Source organism: Aeromonas sp. 600886, assembly GCF_049174935.1.
Classification (GTDB): domain Bacteria; phylum Pseudomonadota; class Gammaproteobacteria; order Enterobacterales; family Aeromonadaceae; genus Aeromonas; species Aeromonas veronii_A.
Map to the genome: position 1 here is coordinate 1 of NZ_JAAKUB010000006.1, position 14,261 is coordinate 14,261.

At 55.6% G+C, this 14,261-nt stretch carries 12 protein-coding genes; 6 read left to right on the top strand and 6 right to left on the bottom strand.

Features of this window, described 5'->3' with window-relative positions; translation table 11 throughout:
- Positions 1 to 210: 210 nt before the first annotated feature.
- From G5179_RS06310 to G5179_RS06325, 4 genes are all read right to left on the bottom strand, one after another.
- The gene (locus G5179_RS06310) at positions 211 to 2,142 is read right to left on the bottom strand and encodes a putative bifunctional diguanylate cyclase/phosphodiesterase (RefSeq protein WP_227341942.1); all 1,932 of its coding nucleotides are present in this window, start codon (positions 2,140 to 2,142) and stop codon (positions 211 to 213) included.
- A 23-nt stretch (positions 2,143 to 2,165) separates the two neighbouring features.
- Positions 2,166 to 2,666, bottom strand: a complete 501-nt coding sequence (locus G5179_RS06315; RefSeq protein WP_216952894.1) for a molybdopterin-binding oxidoreductase — start codon at positions 2,664 to 2,666, stop codon at positions 2,166 to 2,168.
- Positions 2,667 to 2,770: 104 nt separating this feature from the next.
- Positions 2,771 to 4,405: a chaperonin GroEL gene (groL, locus tag G5179_RS06320; RefSeq protein WP_005341224.1), complete on the bottom strand. Its 1,635-nt coding sequence runs from the start codon at positions 4,403 to 4,405 to the stop codon at positions 2,771 to 2,773.
- Between the two features lie 44 nt (positions 4,406 to 4,449).
- Positions 4,450 to 4,743: a co-chaperone GroES gene (locus G5179_RS06325; protein ID WP_005309514.1), complete on the bottom strand. Its 294-nt coding sequence runs from the start codon at positions 4,741 to 4,743 to the stop codon at positions 4,450 to 4,452.
- A gap of 260 nt (positions 4,744 to 5,003) precedes the next feature.
- On the opposite strand from G5179_RS06325, the gene G5179_RS06330 reads away from it, so the two are divergent.
- Complete coding sequence (locus tag G5179_RS06330) at positions 5,004 to 6,338, top strand: MATE family efflux transporter (protein WP_421208996.1); 1,335 nt, start codon at positions 5,004 to 5,006, stop codon at positions 6,336 to 6,338.
- 47 nt (positions 6,339 to 6,385) lie between these two features.
- Here G5179_RS06330 and G5179_RS06335 read toward each other — a convergent pair whose 3' ends face one another.
- Positions 6,386 to 6,862, bottom strand: a complete 477-nt coding sequence (locus tag G5179_RS06335) for an FxsA family protein (RefSeq protein WP_005340570.1) — start codon at positions 6,860 to 6,862, stop codon at positions 6,386 to 6,388.
- Positions 6,863 to 7,304: 442 nt separating this feature from the next.
- Between G5179_RS06335 and aspA the strand changes: the two genes are divergently transcribed.
- Both aspA and G5179_RS06345 read left to right on the top strand, forming a co-directional pair.
- On the top strand, positions 7,305 to 8,747 hold the full coding sequence (aspA, locus tag G5179_RS06340) for an aspartate ammonia-lyase (protein ID WP_005340569.1): 1,443 nt from the start codon (positions 7,305 to 7,307) through the stop codon (positions 8,745 to 8,747).
- 125 nt (positions 8,748 to 8,872) lie between these two features.
- Positions 8,873 to 10,192 carry an anaerobic C4-dicarboxylate transporter gene (locus tag G5179_RS06345; protein WP_021229055.1) on the top strand — a complete coding sequence of 440 codons (1,320 nt, stop codon included), beginning with the start codon at positions 8,873 to 8,875 and terminating at the stop codon, positions 10,190 to 10,192.
- Positions 10,193 to 10,435: 243 nt separating this feature from the next.
- Here the strand turns inward: G5179_RS06345 and tsaD are convergent, their stop codons facing one another.
- Positions 10,436 to 11,449 (bottom strand): tRNA (adenosine(37)-N6)-threonylcarbamoyltransferase complex transferase subunit TsaD, encoded by a 1,014-nt coding sequence (tsaD, locus tag G5179_RS06350; RefSeq protein WP_042052807.1) that lies wholly within the window; start codon positions 11,447 to 11,449, stop codon positions 10,436 to 10,438.
- Between the two features lie 179 nt (positions 11,450 to 11,628).
- Between tsaD and rpsU the strand changes: the two genes are divergently transcribed.
- From rpsU to dnaG, 3 genes are all read left to right on the top strand, one after another.
- Positions 11,629 to 11,844, top strand: a complete 216-nt coding sequence (gene rpsU, locus G5179_RS06355; RefSeq protein WP_005309452.1) for a 30S ribosomal protein S21 — start codon at positions 11,629 to 11,631, stop codon at positions 11,842 to 11,844.
- A 15-nt stretch (positions 11,845 to 11,859) separates the two neighbouring features.
- A complete protein-coding gene (locus G5179_RS06360; RefSeq protein WP_421208945.1) occupies positions 11,860 to 12,303 on the top strand; it encodes a GatB/YqeY domain-containing protein in 444 nt (147 codons plus the stop codon).
- Positions 12,304 to 12,391: 88 nt separating this feature from the next.
- Positions 12,392 to 14,179, top strand: coding sequence for a DNA primase (gene dnaG / locus G5179_RS06365; RefSeq protein WP_421208946.1), 1,788 nt, complete (start codon positions 12,392 to 12,394; stop codon positions 14,177 to 14,179).
- The last annotated feature ends 82 nt before the right edge of the window (positions 14,180 to 14,261 follow it).

Here is a 14,261-nt window from a genome sequence, read left to right on the forward strand (position 1 = left end):
TTCAAAGGCTTTTCGAGGTTATCGACGAGGTTGTTTGCGTTGCCGCTTGCCCTGTCGATGGAGGCGCATTATAGGGAGCCGATTCTTTCTGGCAAGGGTAATTTGCATATTTTTTTGATAAGACCGCACAACCGTTCAAACAACAAACAACAAGAAGAAAATTCGAGCTAAATCACACATTATGGAGGCAGATGACAGGCAAGCCTCTTCTTAACTCATATAAGCCATTTCCGATTGTTGACGCGCCAGCCAAAGCTCCTCCATCTCCAGCAAAGTTTGATAGATTTTCTCCGCCTGTTCTGGCCGGCTGAACAGATAGCCCTGTCCATACAAGTGGATATCGGTCAGGGATCGCAGTACATCAAGCTGGGCCTGAGTCTCAATCCCTTCACAAACCAGACTCTTGCCCAACATGGATCCCATCCGGCAAATATTGGCGACCAGCTCGGATGCCTCCATGGAAGTATCAATGCCCTGTATGAAGGAGCGGTCAATCTTCACCTTGCTCACAGGTAGCTTTTGCAGATAACTCAAAGATGAATAACCAGTCCCAAAATCGTCTAATGCCAGCAACACACCCTGTTGATTGAGATCCTGCATCAGTTGCAGCGAGTTCTTCACTTCCCGCATGGTGGTATCTTCCGTGACCTCCAAAACCAGACTGCTGGCTGGCAGGTGGTGCTCCATCAATGCCTTGGCCACCAATTTGAGCAAATTGCGCTGGTACATGCCCGGCGAGACATTCACGCACATCTGCAGGTCGACCATACCCAACTGATGCCACTGATAAAGCTGCTCGCAAGCGGTGTTCAACACCCAGCCACCCAGACGCTCTGCAAGCTGGAACTCCTCAGCCACCATGATCACTTCGTTTGGCGGAATAAAGCCCAGCTCCGGATGCCGCCAGCGCAGCAGTGCCTCGACAGCTTCACAACGACCACTCTCGAGATTGACGATGGGTTGGTAATAGAGTTCCAACGCATTGTGTTCCAGCGCCATGATCATGTCCGAGGCCAAATGCTTGCGCCGCGCCGTCTCGTTGAGCAAGGAGTTATCGTAAATCACATAGGGGACATGGGTCTTGCGGCTATGGAACAGAGCCTGTTCCGCACGACTCAATAACTCCTGTGTTTTATCGCTGTCCATCGGATAGAAGGCAATCCCGATCCCCACCTCGAGCCGGAAGGGATAGTTATCATAGACGATATCTTGCTTCAGAACGTGCAGCAGTCGCGCTACCAGCTCCCTGACCTGACGCAGATCGCTGCTACCACGCTGGATAATGGCAAATTGATCGCCACCCAACCGACCACTCCACTCCCCTTCTTCACAGAGCAATCTGATCCGTCTGGCCAATTCACTGAGCAAAAAATCGCCCGCGTCATAACCAAACTTGCTGTTGATATCTCTGAAGTCGTTGATATCGACCAATACCAATCCGAAAGGCACCTCCTGAGTGGCACAGAGCTCCATCCGTTCCAGCAATGCCACCCGATTGGATAGACCCGTCAACGGGTCACGCCTTGCTGCCCTAAAGTGACGTCGAGCTTCATATACAAGAAGCGAGCTAAGGAGTAAAACCGAGATAACCAACCCAGACACCATCAACAGCAGAGCATTACGCAATTGACCAAAATGGCGATCATTCTCTGAGTAGATGTTGATGTTCTTCTGCATAACGGAAGCTAGTGCATAGGATAAAGGCTCCTGCAAGGGGGCTAGGCGCATCATTATTTGCTGGTAGACAGAGTCTCCGCTCTGCAGCTTGGTAATGACAGGCTCTATATCGCGAATGTTGTTTTCAATCAGTTGCACCAAGCGCAAGGTTTTCTGCTTATCCTGCATGCTTTTACGCAACTGACCGCTCAACAGGATGGGGGTTCTGCTCCAAAGAATGTCATAGCGCAACATCAGGTCATTGTGCTCTATTCCACCATAATGGTAGACCTCTACAGCACTGAGGAAACGCCCCAACTCGAGCTGCAGCTGCATCAGCGCCCAGGAGACATCATAGGTATATTTCTCCATCGCTCTGGTCGCATTCTGGAGCTGAACCAGACAATAAAGGGTGCTCCCGGTAAACGACAGGATGGATACATACAGAATGACGAGCAGTGGCCACGCCCTAGTCTTTCCTTTCACCCCGTGCTCCCGTGACTCTTTTATCAGTGTTGAATATCTATCAGATCCAGCTGCCAAATCATCATGTCGGTATATTCAGAGCGCTTCAGCTCCGGATATTGATCAAGAGGCAACATAAACCAGAGCGGCCCCTTGTCACGGACCCTCATGGCTACCCCGTCATCTTCCCAAGCAAGAATAGGGTTATACTTGGCAACTTTGTCCCAATTGATGCGGATCTGGAAACTGTTCAATGCTGTCAGGGTTATGCTCTTGCCATTAGCCCCCACTGCGGCCAGCACATCCGCCACCTTGGGCCCTCTGTACTTGTGAGGTTTATCAACCCAAGGGTTGCTGGTGACTATCTCATATTGCGGCAACGCCTGCAGCGTGGCCAAGTCAAAAAGCACTTTGCCGTCCACCTCATCTGGGGAGCTGATATTGCCGCTTACTTTCAAGATCACAGGCCCCTTGAGGGCCTCGGCAGCCACAAGCGGCATGGCAATCAATGCAAACAGCAGAGTTATCCATCCAAGCACCTTCATCTTTCCCCCTTACACTTTTCTGCTATCAACAGACTCAGTTTAGTCAGATATAAAAAAACGGCCCGCCAAGGCGAGCCGTTTCTCAAACAGAGCCGGGATGATGATTACATCATGCCCATGCCACCCATGCCACCCATATCAGGCATGGCTGGAGCATCTTTCTTCGGCAGCTCGGTCACCATGCACTCGGTGGTGATCATCAGGCCGGCGATAGAAGAGGCGAACTGCAGGGCAGAGCGGGTGACCTTGGTCGGATCCAGGATACCCATGGTCAGCATGTCGCCATACTGCTCGGTGTAAGCGTTGTAACCGAAGTTGCCTTCACCATTCTTCACCGCGTTGGCGATGACGGAGGCTTCTTCACCGGCGTTGATGACGATTTGACGCAGTGGGGCTTCCATGGCGCGCAGGGCAACCTTGATACCGACGTTCTGGTCTTCGTTGTCACCGCGCAGACCAGCCAGTTTGGCAGCAACGCGAACCAGAGCAACACCACCACCGGCAACCACGCCTTCTTCAACGGCGGCGCGGGTAGCGTGCAGGGCATCTTCCACACGGGCTTTTTTCTCTTTCATCTCGACTTCGGTGGCAGCGCCAACCTTGATCACGGCAACACCGCCAGCCAGCTTGGCTACGCGCTCTTGCAGCTTCTCACGGTCGTAGTCGGAAGAGGTCTCTTCGATCTGCTGACGGATCTGGGCAACACGACCTTCGATCACACCGGCATCGCCCACGCCATCGATGATGGTGGTGTTCTCTTTGGTGATGACGATGCGCTTGGCACGACCCAGATCTTCCAGCGTCGCTTTTTCCAGCTCCATGCCAACTTCTTCAGAGATGACGGTACCGCCAGTCAGTACGGCGATATCCTGCAGCATAGCCTTGCGACGGTCACCGAAGCCAGGCGCCTTGACGGCTGCCACTTTCACGATACCACGCATGGTGTTGACCACCAGAGTCGCCAGGGCTTCGCCTTCTACGTCTTCGGCAACGATCAACAGCGGTTTGCCCGCTTTGGCAACACCTTCCAGCACCGGCAGCATTTCGCGGATGTTGGAGACTTTCTTGTCAACCAGCAGGATGAACGGGTCGTCCAGTTCAACGGAACCGGTCTCTTGCTTGTTGATGAAGTAGGGGGACAGGTAGCCGCGGTCGAACTGCATACCTTCAACAACTGCCAGCTCATCTTCCAGACCCTGACCATCTTCAACGGTGATGACGCCATCGCGACCCACTTTGTCCATGGCTTCGGCAATCAGCTTGCCCACTTTCTCGTCGGAGTTGGCGGAGATGGTGCCCACCTGAGCGATGGCATTGCTGTCGGCGCACGGCTGGGACAGTGCTTGCAGTTCAGCAACAGCAGCCACAACGGCCTTGTCGATACCGCGCTTCAGATCCATCGGGTTCATACCGGCGGCAACGGCTTTCAGACCTTCGTTGACGATAGCCTGAGCCAGAACGGTTGCAGTAGTGGTACCGTCACCGGCGGCATCGTTCGCCTTGGAAGCCACTTCCTTGACCATCTGGGCGCCCATGTTCTGGAACTTGTCTTCCAGCTCGATTTCGCGCGCAACAGATACACCATCTTTAGTGATGGTCGGGGCGCCGAAGGACTTGTCCAGCACCACGTTGCGGCCTTTCGGGCCCAGAGTCACCTTGACGGCATCAGCCAGGATGTTGACACCTTCCAGCATCTTGATGCGAGCTTCGTTACCAAACTTGACGTCTTTAGCAGCCATTTTCTTCAATCCTTTCTATCAATTCGGGGAAAATCGGGGATAGATTACTCTTCGACAATCGCCAGGATGTCAGTCTCGGACAGGATCAGGACGTCCTGACCATCCAGCTTCTCGGTCTTCACGCCGTAGCCTTCGTTGAAGATCACCTTGTCACCAACCTTCACGGCCAGCGCTTTCACATCGCCATTATCCAGGATGCGACCAGTCCCCACGGCAAGCACTTCACCACGGGTGGACTTCTGGGCCGCAGTACCAGTCAAGACGATACCGCCGGCAGATTTGGCTTCAGCTTCGATGCGCTTGATGATGACGCGGTCGTGCAGTGGACGAATTTTCATCGATAACTCTCCCAAAATGAGTCTCATTGTTGCTTTGAGGAATGGCCGTTCCAGGCCAAATTAGATATGTCCCTGATGTGGGGCAGAGTTGCTAACCCTTCAAGGGCAAATACAAAAAAAATTTTTTCACGTACTATAAACATCTTCGATGGTTCAGCCATGTCCACACCCTGGAGCAAGGTCGGTTCAAGCCGCCCGTTTTCCATGCCAGAACCTTCAAAGCCAGCTGTAGAGACGAGCCCTTGACCCGCACCAACCCCATGTTGACAGCCCCTATTCCGGTCGTACTGCGCCAGATGACGGGCCCCATGATCTTCGGCATCATCGCCATTCTGGCCTTCAATCTGGTCGATACCTTTTTTATCGGTATGCTGGGCACCGAAGCACTGGCCGCCATCAGTTTTACCTTTCCTGTCACTTTTGTGGTTACCTCGCTGGCGATGGGATTGGGCGCCGGATTGTCAGCGGTGATCGGTCATACTCTGGGGCAGGGCAAACACGATGAGGCGGCCCATCTCGCCACCGACAGCCTGTTTCTGGCGGTGATCATGGTGGCCCTGCTATCCGCGGGGGGGGCTCTCACCATCAAGCCTCTGTTTACTCTGTTGGGGGCCAGTGCCGAGCTTATCTCTCTCATCCATGACTACATGCTGATCTGGTATCTCACCGTCCCCATGCTGGTGCTGCCCATGGTGGGCAATGCCGCTATCCGGGCGACCGGCGATACCAAAACCCCCAGCCTGGTGATGGCCATAGCCGGGCTGGTCAACGGGGTACTGGATCCTCTGTTGATCTTCGGTATCGGCCCCTTTCCCGAATGGGGGATCCGCGGGGCAGCCATCGCCACCTCTATCTCCTGGTTGATGGCGATGCTGGTCAGCCTCTATATCCTGCGTCATCGGGAGGGCTTGCTGCTGTGGCGCCTCTCGCCTCGGGCTCGGTTGCTGACCCACTGGCGGGCGCTGCTCCATGTTGCCGTCCCCGCCTCTTTTACCAATATGCTCAACCCTCTGGCCAATGCAGTGCTGATGACGATCTTTGCGGGCCTGGGTACCGAGGTGGTAGCCGCTTACGGCGCCGCATCGCGGGTCGAGGCGCTGCTGCTGATCGTGATGATGGCCCTTGCCTCCGTACTGGCCCCTTTCATCTCGCAAAACTGCGGCGCCGGCAATCCGGCCCGGGCCAAAGCCGCACTTCAGAGCTGCCTGCGCTTTGCCCTGCTGTTCCAGCTCGCCATCTATGGCCTGACCTGGCTGCTCGCCCCGCTGATCGCCAATCTGTTCAGCGATCATCCGCAGGTCATTCGCCTGATTATTCTCTATCTGCATCTGGTGCCGATCGGTTACGGCTTTCAGGGCATGGTGATGCTGCTGGCCTCGGCACTCAATGGCGTGCGAGCATCCAGTATTTCGTTCTTGTTCAACGGATTGCGACTGTTTGGTTTTCTGTTGCCAGGAGCCTGGCTGGGGGCAAAGCTGGGGGGAGAACAGGGGATATATCTAGGAATACTGCTGGCCAATCTGGCGGCGGGCACCCTCGCGTGGTGGTATGCCCGACACCGCTTCGAGGCGCTGTGCCATCAGGGCAAACCCTGATTCAGTCACTCGCCTCGGGTTTTCGTCTCGTCGATTACTCTTTACGCTCACTCTTTGCGCTCAAATTCGCCTTCGATGGTGGTGCCGCCCTGCTTGGCGTTCCCCAGATGATCATCGGACGGTGCGTTGCCAAACGGCGATTGAGTACGCTGGAAACCGCCCATCTGCATCCGGAACTGGCTGCTGCCGATCAGCTTGTCAGCCAGTTTGTTGCGCAGCCAGGGTTGCAGCAACAGCACACCGAAAATGTCGGTCACGAAACCCGGGATAATCAGCAGCAGGCCCGCCAACGCCAGCATCATGCCCCCCATCACCTCGCGGCCCGGCATCTCGCCCATCTGCATCTTTTGCTGGGCGCTGAACAGGGTCTTGATCCCTTCACTTCGCACCAGCGAGGAGCCCAATACCGCGGTCAGTATGAGCAAGCCGACAGTCGGCAGCGCCCCGATTACCGAGCCGACCTCGATCATCACGGTGAGTTCCAGTACAACCAGACCCACCAACAACAAAAACAACTTGCCCATATCCACTCCAGCACCGGTAAATTGAGAAGAAGTGGCGCCCATCCAACGATGGTCAGAGGCGATTTTGCCGCCCCGTCATCACCACTTTCTGCCCTGAATAAATGGGGGCGGCCCCCCTCTTTTCAAGTTGGTCAACTGACTCCTACGTCATCAGCAATCTAAAAAATCAGCAAAAAGTCACAAAAATTTATAAAAATCATCATGATAAAAACTTCATAACATATGTGTACTTTCCTCAAAGTAATTTGAAAATGTCGCAAATTTAGTGATCCACCTCTAATAACCGATACCTCAATTGGAGTAGTATATTGATTAGTTTTTCGGGAGGTCATTCTCCCAACCGCCCCACTCGATGTGTGGTGCTTCAGGATGAGCTGTGCGCAAGGAACTCGCGACCACTCGGTGAGGATTTTTCCATTTATCTGATTTCTGAGGCATTACAATGAGCGACATCAAGAACGTCCGCATTGAAGAAGACCTGCTGGGCACCAAAGAAGTTTCCAATGATCTCTACTACGGTGTGCACACCCTGCGCGCTGTCGAGAACTTCAAGATCAGCTCTCAGAAGATTTCTGACGTTCCGGAATTCGTCCGCGGTATGGTGCTGACCAAGAAAGCCGCTGCGCTGGCAAACGGTGAATTGGGTACCATCCGTCCTGAAATTGCTGACAAGATCGTAGAAGCCTGCGACCTGATGCTGAACACCGGCAAATGCTTCGACCAGTTCCCGGTCGACGTTTACCAGGGTGGTGCCGGTACCTCCGTCAACATGAACACCAACGAAGTACTGGCCAACATCGCCCTGGAAATCATGGGTCTGGAGAAAGGCCGTTACGACGTCATCAACCCGAACGACCACGTCAACAAGTGCCAGTCCACCAACGATGCCTACCCCACCGGTTTCCGCGTTGCTGTGGTCAACAGCACTGACGTGACCCTGCATGCGCTGGAGCACCTGATCGCGGCATTCGATGCCAAAGCGAAAGAGTTCAAAAACATCCTGAAGATGGGTCGTACCCAGCTGCAAGATGCGGTTCCGATGACCCTGGGTCAGGAGTTCCACGCGTTCGCCGTGACCCTGCGTGAAGAGATCAAATCCATCAAGCGTTGCCAGGAGCTGCTGCTGGAAGTGAACCTGGGCGCAACCGCCATCGGTACCGGTCTGAACACTCCGCCCGAGTACTCTGCACTGGCTATCAAGCGTCTGGCCGAGATCACCGGTCGTGCCTATGTGCCGGCAGAAGACCTGATCGAAGCGACCTCAGACTGTGGCGCCTACGTCATGCTGCACGGCGCCATCAAGCGTCTGGCTATGAAGCTGTCCAAGATCTGTAACGACCTGCGTCTGCTCTCCTCCGGCCCGCGCACTGCACTGAAAGAGATCAACCTGCCGGAAATGCAGGCGGGTTCCTCCATCATGCCGGCCAAGGTCAACCCGGTTATCCCGGAAGTGGTCAACCAATCCTGCTTCAAGGTATTCGGTAACGACATCACCATCACCTTCGCCGCCGAAGCCGGTCAGCTGCAGCTGAACGTCATGGAGCCGGTGATTGGTCAGGCGATGTTCGAATCCCTGAGCCTGATGGAAAAAGCCTGTATTTCCCTGCGCGAGAAGTGCGTGGAAGGTATCACCGCCAACCCGGAAATCTGCATGAATCACGTGCTGAACTCCATCGGTATCGTGACCTACCTGAACCCCTTCATCGGCCACCACGAAGGGGATATCGTCGGCAAGATCTGTGCCCAGACCGGCAAGAACGTCCGCGAAGTCGTTCTTGAGCGTGGCCTGCTGAGCGCCGAGCAGCTGGACGAAATTCTCTCCATCGAGAACCTGATGAACCCGCAATACAAAGCCAAGCGTTTCACCCGCGAAGCTGCCGTATAAGCGAGTGTGGGCCGGGATCTTCCCGGCCCATAAAGTCAGTTCCCGATTGGTCTTTATCCCCAGCCCGATCGGGAATTGGCTTTTTGCCAAATAAAAACCAAAAACTAAAAAATGGAGTTATCGCTATGATTGGAATCGAGTTACTTGTCGTGCTCGCCGCTATCTATCTGGGGGCCCGGATAGGCAGCATCGGCATCGGCTTTGCCGGTGGTCTGGGGGTACTGGTATTGACGTGGGGTCTGGGCATGCCCATCCCGAGCGATCAACTGGTCAGCTACATCCCTTGGGATGTGATCATGATTATCGCGTCCGTCATCTGTGCCATCGCCTGTATGCAACTGGCTGGCGGGATGGACTATCTGGTCTTCCTGGCAGAAAAAGCGCTGCGCAAGAACCCCAAATACATCACCTTCGCCGCCCCGGTGGTCACCTACCTGATGACCATGCTGGCCGGTACCGGTCATACCGCCTTCTCCACCCTGCCGGTGATCGCTGAAGTGGCCAAAGAGCAAGGGATCCGCCCATCCCGTCCGCTCTCCATCGCGGTTGTCGCCTCCCAGATCGCCATCACAGCTTCCCCGATCTCTGCCGCTGTGGTTGCCTTCTCCGGCATGCTCGAGCCGTTTGGTGTTGATTATCTGACCCTGCTGGCCATCTGCATCCCCTCTACCTTCCTGGCCTGTATCCTGGGCGCCTTCATTGCCAACATGATGGGCAAGCCGCTGGAGCAGGACGAAGTCTATCTGGAGCGTAAAGCCAAGGGGCTGATCAAACTGCGTGGTACTACCAAGCTCGAGATCAAACCGTACGCCAAGCTGTCGGTCTGGATCTTCATCGCCGCCATCGTTGCTGTCATGGCTTATGCCACTGCCATCTCCGGTAAAGTGGGCCTGATCACCAACCCGCCGATCCCCCGTGACGGCGCCATCATGGGCATCATGCTGGCCGCGGCCACCATCATGACCCTGGTGTGCAAACTAGACGCCACCCAGGTCACCAACATGCCGACCTTCAAGTCCGGTATGTCCGCCTGTATCTGCGTACTGGGTGTCGCCTGGCTGGGTAACGTCTTCGTGAAAGGCAACATGGACACCATCCAGCTGATCGCTGGCGACCTGCTGAACCAGTACTCCTGGCTGCTGGCCGTGGTGCTGTTCTTCGCTGCCATGCTGCTCTATTCACAAGGCGCCACCACCAAGGCCCTGATGCCTGCCGCACTGGCACTGGGTGTCAGCCCGCTGACTGCGATTGCCTCTTTCGCAGCCGTGAGCGCCCTGTTCGTACTGCCGACCTACCCGACCCTGCTGGCCGCGGTAGAGATGGACGACACCGGCTCCACCCGTATCGGTAAGGCGGTCTTCAATCACCCCTTCTTCGTACCGGGCACCGCCACCATCGCCATCGCCGTGGCGCTGGGCTTCTTCTTCGGCGGCATCCTGCTGTAATCCTATCGCCTGCCGATTACCAAACAAAAATCCCCGCCAGTTGGCGGGGATTTTTTTATCTCTTTACTCTGTGCTTGGCTGTCTGCCAGCAAGAGACCTGACCTCTTATACGGGTGGCTCAACCACGGCGACAGCAGACACCACAACAGCGTGCCAACGGCGCTATAACCACCGCTGCCGGATTGCAGGAGCAGTAGGCCACCATGGTACTCACCACCACGCCAGAAGGCGGGATCCTTTGGATCAGACCGGATCCAGGGTATCCAGCGGCCAACGCGGCACGGCTTTGACCGCCAGCGGTTCGAACACGCCCGCTTTCAGGCGCTGCATACCGGCGTAAGCGATCATGGCGCCGTTATCGGTGCAATATTCAGTGCGCGGATAGAACACCTCGCCCTTGAGGCTCTCCATCAGCTCGGCCAGCTGGGCACGCAGATGACGGTTGGCACTGACGCCACCGGCGACCACCAGACGCGTGAGACCTGTCTCTTTCAAGGCACGACGGCACTTGATGGCCAAGGTATCGACCACCGCATCTTCAAACGCCCGAGCGATATCGGCACGGGTCTGCTCATCATCACCATTGGCAGCGATGGTGTTGGCGGTGAAGGTCTTCAGGCCGGAGAAGCTCATGTCGAGCCCGGGACGATCTGTCATCGGACGAGGGAAGTGGAAGCGCCCGGTAGTGCCCTTCTCGGCCAGACGGGAGAGCAGCGGACCACCTGGATAGTCCAGCCCCATCAGCTTGGCGGTCTTGTCGAACGCTTCGCCAGCAGCATCATCGATGGATTCGCCCAACAGCTGATAGCTGCCGATGCCGTCAACCCGCACCAGCATGGAGTGACCACCGGAGACCAGCAGCGCCACGAAGGGGAACTCGGGGGCCTTTTCTTCCAGCATAGGAGCCAGCAGGTGGCCTTCCATATGGTGGACGGCGATAGCAGGCTTGTTCCATGCCATCGCCAGTGAACGACCAATAGTGGCTCCCACCAGAATGGCGCCAACCAGACCCGGACCCGCGGTATACGCGATGCCGTCGATGTCATCTTTGCCCAGTCCCGCCTCTTGCAATGCGGCCTGGATCAACGGGATCGTCTTGCGAACATGATCCCGGCTGGCGAGTTCGGGGACGACGCCACCGTAGTCCGCATGCAGCTTGACCTGGCTGTATAACTGATGGGAAAGGATCCCTTTTTGATCGTCGAAGATCGCGATCCCGGTTTCGTCACAGGATGTCTCTATGCCCAATACACGCATTGCTAAAAAATTTCACTGCTAAAATGAGACGGCTATGGTAACCTTCGCGGGTTTTTTAAACCAGAGCGATCTCTGCGGGTTTACTTTCATTCCCTGTCCAGAGTATAATTTCGCACCATTTTAAGACATGCTGATCGATTGAAGGTCAGCTAACAATTTATCACTGAGGTGAAAGGCACATGCCAGTAATCAAAGTCCGTGAAAATGAGCCGTTTGACGTTGCTCTGCGTCGTTTCAAGCGTTCTTGCGAAAAAGCCGGTATCCTGTCCGAAGTTCGTAGCCGTGAGTTCTACGAGAAGCCGACTACCATTCGTAAGCGCGCCAAAGCGTCTGCTGTCAAGCGTCACGCCAAGAAGCTGTCTCGCGAAAACGCACGTCGTATCCGCCTGTACTAATCGGGTGATATTGCCGTGTCTCTGAAGGATCAACTCAAGGATCAGCAAAAGCTCGCCATGCTTGCCAAAGATAAGGCACGTCTGGGAGCGATCCGCTTGTTGATGGCAGAAATCAAGCAACGTGAAGTCGATACCCGTATCGAGCTGAATGATGAGGATATCCTCGCTGTCGTGACCAAAATGGTCAAACAGCGCCGCGATTCCATCAGCCAATTTGAAGCTGCCGGTCGCCAGGATCTCGCCGACAAAGAGTCCGCCGAGATCGTTGTATTGCAGGAATTCCTGCCGCAACAGCTGGCCGCAGATGAAATTGCCGCCCTGATCGAGCAAGCCATCACTGAAAGTGGTGCTGCCGTCATGGCTGATATGGGCAAGGTCATGGCTGTCTTGAAGCCGAAAATTCAGGGGCGTGCCGATGTCGGCGCCGTCAGTGCTCAGGTGAAAACCCGCTTGGCGTAACAGGCAACTCTCTTGTTTGGTCGAAGAAGCCGTGCTTCCCTTGGAATGCGCGGCTTTTTTATTTTCTCCGCAATGAAACAGGACGGTTATGGCAGGCAGGATCCCACAATCCTTTATCGACGATCTGCTCGTACGCACAGACATAGTCGAGCTGATCGACTCGCGAGTGCGGCTGAAAAAAGCCGGTAAAAACTACCAGGCTTGCTGCCCTTTTCATAACGAAAAAAGCCCCTCTTTTACCGTCAGCCAGGAGAAGCAGTTCTACCACTGTTTCGGTTGTGGCGCCCACGGCAACGCCATCGGCTTTGTCATGGAGTACGACGGTCTCGAATTTCCCGATGCCATCGAAGAGCTCGCCAGCATGCAAGGCATGCAGGTACCTCGCGAGCAGAGCATCGGCGGCTCGGCCAATAGCCAGCCCGCAGTCAGCAAGGATCTGTTCGAGCTGATGAACCAGATCGCCCGCTTCTACGAGAGCAATCTCAAGAGCGCTCCCCATGCGGTGGAGTACCTCAAAGGCCGCGGCCTGACCGGTGAAGTGGTCAAACGATTCAACATTGGCTATGCACCCAGCGATTGGGATCAGGTGCGCCGCCGCTTTGGTACCAGCCGGGATCACGAGCAGTTGCTTATCTCGGGCGGCATGCTGATCACCCGTGACAATGGCCCGGGGAGTTATGATCGTTTCCGCGATCGCATCATGTTCCCGATCCGTGACAAGCGTGGCCGGGTCATCGGTTTCGGTGGCCGGGTGCTGGGTGATGGCACCCCCAAATACCTGAACTCGCCGGAGACCCCCATCTTCCATAAAGGGCGGGAGCTGTTCGGTCTCTACGAGGTGAAGCAGGCACACAAGGATCCACGCCGGATCTTGGTGGTGGAAGGCTACATGGATGTGGTGGCACTCGGTCAGTACGACATCGACTATGCGGTGGCGGCGCTGGGTACTGCAACGACCAGCGACCATATCCACACCCTGTTTCGCACCACCGCCGAGGTAGTCTGCTGCTACGATGGTGACAACGCCGGTCGTGAAGCCGCCTGGCGCGCGCTGGATAATGCCCTCCCTCATCTGCAGGATGGCCGCGAGCTGAAGTTCGTGTTCCTGCCCGATGGCGAGGATCCCGACTCGCTGGTACGCCAGATCGGCAAGGAGGGTTTTGAAGCCCTGCTCGATGAAGCCCAACCGTTCGCCGACTTCATGTTCGAGCGTCTCGGCCGGGATGCCGCACTTTCTGGTGAGGCAGGCAAGTTCGAAGTGGCCAACAAGGCCGCCGAGCTTATTCGTCGCGTTCCGGAAGGGTTTACCCGCGAAGGGCTGATCACTCGTCTATCCAGCATGATGCGTTGGGGCGAGAACAAGCAGCGCATCGCAGAGCTCTTTGCTCGCAACAGTCAGCCCAAGGCCGAGGTCAACAAACCCAAGGCAGCCAAGCTGACACCACTGCGGCGTGCACTGGCACTGATGGTGCAATATCCGGCAGTAACGGCTGAGCTTCCCCCCATGCCGGAATTGGCCGGACTACGCGTACAGGGCATCAAGTTCCTGCTGCAACTGCACCAGCAAATCCAGGCACAGCCTGGTATCACAACCGGTATCCTGCTGGAACACTGGCGTGGTACCAAGGAAGGAGAGATCCTTGCTCAGCTGGCCATGCACGACCTGTTCGAGGAGATCAAACTCGATCAGGAGCCGGATATTCTGGGAGAATTGCAGGACACCTTCGTCGGCTTCATCAACCAGTTTCTGAAGCAGCGGATCGAAGAATTGCAGGCCAAAGTGGCTCAGGAAGGACTAAGCTCCGAAGAAACCCAAGAGCTGATGATGCTGATAAGAGAGGTGCAAATTGAGAAAAGAAATGAGAGTGGGGCTTGATATTTGAGTGATTAGTCCCAATATGGATAGCGTTGCCCGAATCGACGGGATGAAAAGCAAAATTTTTATAACCGCCTGGCCC

What these genes read in the sequence shown, in the direction of transcription:
- G5179_RS06315 (WP_216952894.1), bottom strand. Translation starts at nt 2,666, where the DNA reads ATGAAGGTGCTTGGATGGATAACTCTGCTGTTTGCATTGATTGCCATG.
- groL (WP_005341224.1), bottom strand. Translation starts at nt 4,405, where the DNA reads ATGGCTGCTAAAGACGTCAAGTTTGGTAACGAAGCTCGCATCAAGATG.
- G5179_RS06325 (WP_005309514.1), bottom strand. Translation starts at nt 4,743, where the DNA reads ATGAAAATTCGTCCACTGCACGACCGCGTCATCATCAAGCGCATCGAA.
- G5179_RS06330 (WP_421208996.1), top strand. Translation starts at nt 5,004, where the DNA reads ATGTTGACAGCCCCTATTCCGGTCGTACTGCGCCAGATGACGGGCCCC.
- G5179_RS06335 (WP_005340570.1), bottom strand. Translation starts at nt 6,862, where the DNA reads ATGGGCAAGTTGTTTTTGTTGTTGGTGGGTCTGGTTGTACTGGAACTC.
- aspA (WP_005340569.1), top strand. Translation starts at nt 7,305, where the DNA reads ATGAGCGACATCAAGAACGTCCGCATTGAAGAAGACCTGCTGGGCACC.
- G5179_RS06345 (WP_021229055.1), top strand. Translation starts at nt 8,873, where the DNA reads ATGATTGGAATCGAGTTACTTGTCGTGCTCGCCGCTATCTATCTGGGG.
- tsaD (WP_042052807.1), bottom strand. Translation starts at nt 11,449, where the DNA reads ATGCGTGTATTGGGCATAGAGACATCCTGTGACGAAACCGGGATCGCG.
- rpsU (WP_005309452.1), top strand. Translation starts at nt 11,629, where the DNA reads ATGCCAGTAATCAAAGTCCGTGAAAATGAGCCGTTTGACGTTGCTCTG.
- dnaG (WP_421208946.1), top strand. Translation starts at nt 12,392, where the DNA reads ATGGCAGGCAGGATCCCACAATCCTTTATCGACGATCTGCTCGTACGC.